This window comes from Mesorhizobium sp. P3_A9 (assembly GCF_056402975.1).
The window spans coordinates 1-5248 of record NZ_JBFUGJ010000390.1 but is presented as its reverse complement, the minus strand read 5'-3'; the positions used below and the strand labels follow the sequence as shown (position 1 = coordinate 5248).

At 64.1% G+C, this 5248-nt stretch carries 6 protein-coding genes and 1 pseudogene; 6 read left to right on the top strand and 1 reads right to left on the bottom strand.

The genetic code is table 11. The features are described 5' to 3' along the window. The coding region (locus AC1DX0_RS30705) for a YadA family autotransporter adhesin (RefSeq protein WP_477358191.1) at window positions 1–1453 on the top strand (1453 nt) is incomplete at its 5' end. 32 nt (window positions 1454–1485) lie between these two features. After that, complete coding sequence (locus AC1DX0_RS30700; protein WP_477224138.1) at window positions 1486–2016, top strand: hypothetical protein; 531 nt, start codon at window positions 1486–1488, stop codon at window positions 2014–2016. Between the two features lie 59 nt (window positions 2017–2075). Here AC1DX0_RS30700 and AC1DX0_RS30695 read toward each other — a convergent pair whose 3' ends face one another. After that, entirely contained in the window at window positions 2076–2333 is a 258-nt protein-coding gene (locus tag AC1DX0_RS30695; protein WP_477224125.1) for a hypothetical protein, read from the bottom strand. A gap of 164 nt (window positions 2334–2497) precedes the next feature. On the opposite strand from AC1DX0_RS30695, the gene hemF reads away from it, so the two are divergent. The 4 genes and pseudogenes from hemF to AC1DX0_RS30675 all read left to right on the top strand — a co-directional run. Further along, window positions 2498–3412 carry an oxygen-dependent coproporphyrinogen oxidase gene (hemF, locus tag AC1DX0_RS30690; protein ID WP_477358188.1) on the top strand — a complete coding sequence of 305 codons (915 nt, stop codon included), beginning with the start codon at window positions 2498–2500 and terminating at the stop codon, window positions 3410–3412. A 206-nt stretch (window positions 3413–3618) separates the two neighbouring features. After that, on the top strand, window positions 3619–3804 hold the full coding sequence (locus AC1DX0_RS30685) for a DUF1059 domain-containing protein (protein ID WP_027030667.1): 186 nt from the start codon (window positions 3619–3621) through the stop codon (window positions 3802–3804). Window positions 3805–4140: 336 nt separating this feature from the next. Next, window positions 4141–4719 carry a hypothetical protein gene (locus AC1DX0_RS30680; RefSeq protein ID WP_477224127.1) on the top strand — a complete coding sequence of 193 codons (579 nt, stop codon included), beginning with the start codon at window positions 4141–4143 and terminating at the stop codon, window positions 4717–4719. Window positions 4720–4802: 83 nt separating this feature from the next. Beyond that, window positions 4803–5248: pseudogene (locus tag AC1DX0_RS30675) on the top strand (peptidase S8 and S53 subtilisin kexin sedolisin); the annotation flags it as partial.

Here is a 5248-nt window from a genome sequence, read left to right as displayed (position 1 = left end):
CAGCAACGCGATCGGTACTCAGGCGACCGCGATGGGAGTCTACAGCACGGCCAATGGCACCGATGCCACTGCGCTGGGCTCCGGCAGTGCCGCAACCGGCGTTGAAGCGACCGCGACGGGAACCGGCAGCACTGCCAATGGAAACAATGCCACCACGACGGGCGCTTTCGCCAATGCAACGGGTGCCGCAGCGACCGCGACCGGCGACAGCAGCACGGCCAATGGCGCGTCGGCGACCGCGACAGGGCAGGCCAGCAACGCAACCGGCGACGACGCGACTGCAACCGGCGCCCACAGTGTCGCGAACGGCGCCGCCGCGACCGCGACAGGGCAGGCCAGCAACGCAACCGGCGACGACGCGACCGCAACSGGCGCCCACAGCGTCGCGAACGGCACCGCCGCGACAGCGACCGGGGAGGMCAGCAACGCGATCGGTACTCAGGCGACCGCGATGGGAGTCKACAGCACGGCCAATGGCACCGATGCCACCGCGCTGGGCTCCGGCAGTACCGCAACCGGCGTTGAAGCGACCGCGACGGGAACCGGCAGCACCGCCAATGGAGACAATGCCACCACGACGGGCGCTTTCGCCAATGCTACGGGTGCCGCAGCGACCGCGACCGGCGACAGCAGCACGGCCGATGGCGCGTCGGCGACCGCAACCGGCCAGGCCAGCAACGCAAGCGGCGACGCCGCAACTGCAACGGGCGCCCACAGCGTCGCGAACGGCGCCGCCGCGACCGCGACGGGCGAGAAGGCCACTGCGAGCGGCGACTTCGCGAGCGCGATGGGTGCTGGCAGCACCGCGACCGGTAATGCGGCCACGGCGGTAGGCGAACTCAGTGTGGCGAATGGCACCACCGCGAGCGCCTTCGGCCAAAACAGCCATGCCGATGGTGACAACACCACGGCCATCGGCCAAGGCAGCCAGGCCGCCGCGGACGGTGCCACCGCACTTGGCACCGGCGCTAGCGCGGCCTATGCCAACTCGACCGCCATCGGCGTCGGCGCGACGACCACGGCCGCTAACCAGATGTCGTTGGGCACGGCCTCGAACACCTACCGGATGTCCGGCATCGGCTCGGCGGCGAGCCTCGCCGCGCAATCCGGGCCGGCCACCTTCGTCACCACCGATTCAGCGGGAAATCTCGCCACCACGGCTTTCGGTCCGCAGGACATCTCCGCGCTCGAGTCCAGCGTCGGCAATTTGCAGACGCAGATGAAACAGGCCTTCGAAGGCACCGCGGTCGCCATTGCCATGGGCGCCAGCGCCCTGCCCTCGGACAAGCGATTCGCGATTTCCACCAATTGGGGCAATTTCCGCGGCCAGAACGCCATCGGCGTCGCCGCGCAGATGCGCCTCACCGACTATGCCGTGGTGAATTTCGGTCTCGGCGGCGGATTTCAGCAAGGCGGCATCGGCACCCGCGCGGGCGTAACATTCGCGTGGTGAGCGCCAGACCTTTCACGCTGCGGCTGGCGACACTGGCGTTGGTGCTTGTCGTCGGCTGTAGCGGCGGGCGCGCCGAGACGCAGCCGCCAAAGCCGGCGCAGATCGACCGCAACGGCGTGCTGATCCTGATCCGGTCGGCGCTGCTCGCCCTCGACCAGGCCAACAAGACCGGCAACTACACGGTTCTGCGCGACCTCGGCGCCCCCGGCTTCCAGGTCAATACGGCGGCGCGGCTGGGCGATATCTTCGCCAAGCAACGCAGCGAAAACCTCGATTTGTCGGGGGTCGCTGCGATCGACCCGCAGCTCTCCGTGCTACCGCAGATCGAGGCCGACGGCCTGATGCGCATGGCGGGCTTCTTTCCCTCCATCCCCGCACCGGTCAATTTCGAGCTCGCCTTTGCGTCGGTGAACGGCCAATGGCGGCTCTTCGGCATCTCCGTTTCGATCGGGCAGGTTGCGGCCGCCCCGCAGCCCGCTGGCCCGCAGGTCGCCGAGGCCAGGAAAACAGCGCGGGTGACGAAACGACGACAACCTCCCCCGGTCGCGCCCAAGCAGCCGTGACGGTACAAGCGCGGGGGAAGCGGGAAACAGCTCCGACCGAAGAAAGGGCCTGACCTATCCTAGTCCGCCGCCGGCAACCGCCTGATCGTGAACTCGATCAAATCCCCCGGCCGTTCGAACCAGCTTTCGATCTCGGTCCAATAGGCCTGCTTGGGAAAGCGCTCGAACCATTCCTTGGCTTTGAGGCGGGCATCGGAGCGCGGCAGGACGAAGGTCTCGCGCAGGAAACCGTCGCGCGGCATGCGCGCGCTTTCGGCACGGCTTTGGTCGAGCCTTTTCTTCAGGCCATCCAGCGGCGGTCTTGCCGGCGTGCGCACGAAACAACTCCTTGCACCGCAGCGCATGACCCCGAAACCGGATTTCGGAAAGGATCATGCGCAAAACCAAAGTGACTTGACCCTGTCTCTTAAGAGATTAGGGATCGCGCCCGGAAAAGACGAGTCTTTTGTCGACTCACCGCCCCGCAACCGGAGACGGCGCTTTGGAACGACCTGAAATACAAGCTGGCCTGCCCGCCGACATCGAAGAGAAGAAGATGAAGGCGCGCCTGTGGTTCGAAGCCTTGCGCGAACGCATCTGCGGCGCCTTCGAACAGATCGAGCAGGATCTTGGCGGTCCGTTGGCCTCCTGGTCGCCGGGCCATTTCGAAAAGACGCCCTGGGAGCGTGACCAGGGCAAGGGCGGYGGCGGCACCATGKCGATGATGCATGGCCGTGTCTTCGARAAGGTCGGCGTCCACACCTCGACCGTCTATGGCGAGTTCTCGCCCGAATTCAGGAAGCAGATGCCCGGCGCCGAGGAAGACCCGCGCTTCTGGGCCTCAGGCATTTCGCTGATCGCGCACCCCTGGAACCCCAACGTTCCGGCCGTGCACATGAACACGCGCATGGTCGTCACTTCAAGGCAATGGTTCGGCGGTGGCGCCGATCTGACGCCGGTGCTCGACCGCCGCCGCACCCGGGATGATCCGGATACCGTCGCTTTCCATCGCGCCATGCAGTTCGCTTGCGAGAAGAATGCTGATGTCGCCGACTACCCGAAATTCAAGGCCTGGTGCGACGAGTACTTCTTCTTAGCCCACCGCAACGAGCCGCGTGGCACCGGCGGCATCTTCTTCGACTGGCTGCATTCGGGCGACGACAAAGGCGGCTGGAACGCCGACTTCAACTTCGTCCAGGATGTCGGACGCTCCTTCCTCGTCGTCTACGGCCATCTCGTGCGCGCCAACTTCAACGAGAACTGGACCGACGGCGACCGCGACGAACAGCTCATCCGCCGTGGCCGTTACGTCGAATTCAACCTGCTTCATGACCGCGGCACCATTTTCGGCCTGAAGACCGGCGGCAATGTCGCCGCGATCCTCTCCAGCCTGCCGCCTGAGGTGCGCTGGCCGTAACATCAGCCAGAGCAGTTCCGTCCGGAATTGCGTCAGATCAAGGAGACAGAGCCGGCGGTGCACGATGCTTTGATGCAACCACACCGCTCCTCCCGTGTTATAGTCTTCGCCCCGCTCACATCAGGGAATTCAACCTGGAATGCACCGTGAGCCAAAAAAAGGTGGCGGAGCCTCGACCGGCTCCCCGGAGGAAAAGGAGACATCTCATGAAGGAATTTCACTGCGGGTCGCTAGTGCCCGGCTGTGAGTGGCACACCCGTGCCGATGAAGAAGCCGAAGTGATGCGCCGTGCCGTCGAGCATATGCGCGAGACACATGGCGAGACTGTTATCCGCGAGACGATGATCGAGGCGATCCGCTCGCGCATCGAGAAGGTCCGCGACGCGGCCTAGGTTTCGCTCGGATCAGCATGTCAAGAACATTGGGCCATAATGCCGGCGATTGGCGTTCGACGCCGTCGCCGGCGACCTTGTGCAAACATCGCCCAAGAGTAGCTCCCGGGCATCGGGAGACTGCGCATAGAGGCGAAAATGTCGATCGCGGCGCATGAATTCGCTTCGATGCGGGCGCCCCAGACCCTGCGCGCTCAAAGTTACATTTGCCTCAGCTAAATAAACCCAGCGGTAACCGGGCCGTGCGACTGTCTGTCTGGATAATCCGGTTACAGCGGGCTGAAGCCCGGCGCCACCAGGCACTGATCCGGAACGGTGGGGCGAGGTGTTTCGCGCATGCGCGAAAAGTCCGGCAATCGAGTGGGTTTCCGCACGGCGGCGCTCCTGGTGTGGGGGCTGGTTGGGACGTACCCGGCTTTTGCGCAAGAAATGACGACATCGTTGGTCGACATCCACCAGGGTTCGCTGCTCAGTGACCGCGCGAGAAGCCTGGGCAATGGCGGTTACGAACTGCAGAACGGAACCTTTGTCTCGTTCAACCAGTGGTACCGCGCAAGCTGGGTCGACATGCATGTGGACCTGCTGACACAGATCACCGAGGATACCGGCATCCTTTGGGGTTTCGGGACCGGAGAAGAGGGCGAGAAGTATCGGATCGAGCCCAGCCTCAAGCTTGGGTTCCTCACCCAGATACATCCGAACCCGAACAGCACTCTGTCCCTGTCGCTCACCACGACCATCGGCGGCAAGCTCAGCGAAAAGTCCTGCGAAGCCGACTATGGCGATCTGGGCAGCTACAGCGTCAATTGCCGGCTCGCGGCCAGCGAGATGGCGCCTGAGGAAACCTTGAAATATCTGGTTAATGCTAAACCGGAAAGCCAGCATCTCTGGCTGAACTACCGTGTTACTTTCTGATCGCCGCGAGGCTGCGAATGCGGAATTCATCTCGCTCCGAAAGCGATCGTTCATCCTGGTTCTTGTCTGACTGGAGTAGGAACATGTCGGGTACTTGCATGAAGTTCGGCCTCGCTGCCGCCCTTGTCATCCTTTCGGCGCCATTCGCGTTGGCGCAGGACGCCCTTGACGTCGATGAAATGGCCGCGCTTTGCCACGGTGGCGGGTCCATATGCGTGAGCGCGACGATCCCGGCCGCGCCGGCGACGCAGGCGGCACAGGGTTGGATGAGCCCCGACGTCGGCGCCGCTTGGGCTGCGGGATACAAGGGCAAGGGCGTCACGATAACGATCGTCGACGATTTCTCCAGCACATCGCGCTTCTCCGGCAATTTCGGTGTCGGGACACAAACCCAGCGCCACGGTGAATGGACGCGCGAAGAAGCCGGCATGATCGCGCCCTTGGCGACCATCAGGTCGAAAGATTTCACCACGAGTTCGTCAGTCGCGCTGGCGCCGGGTTTGAACGTGCTCAATCTGAGCTATGGCTG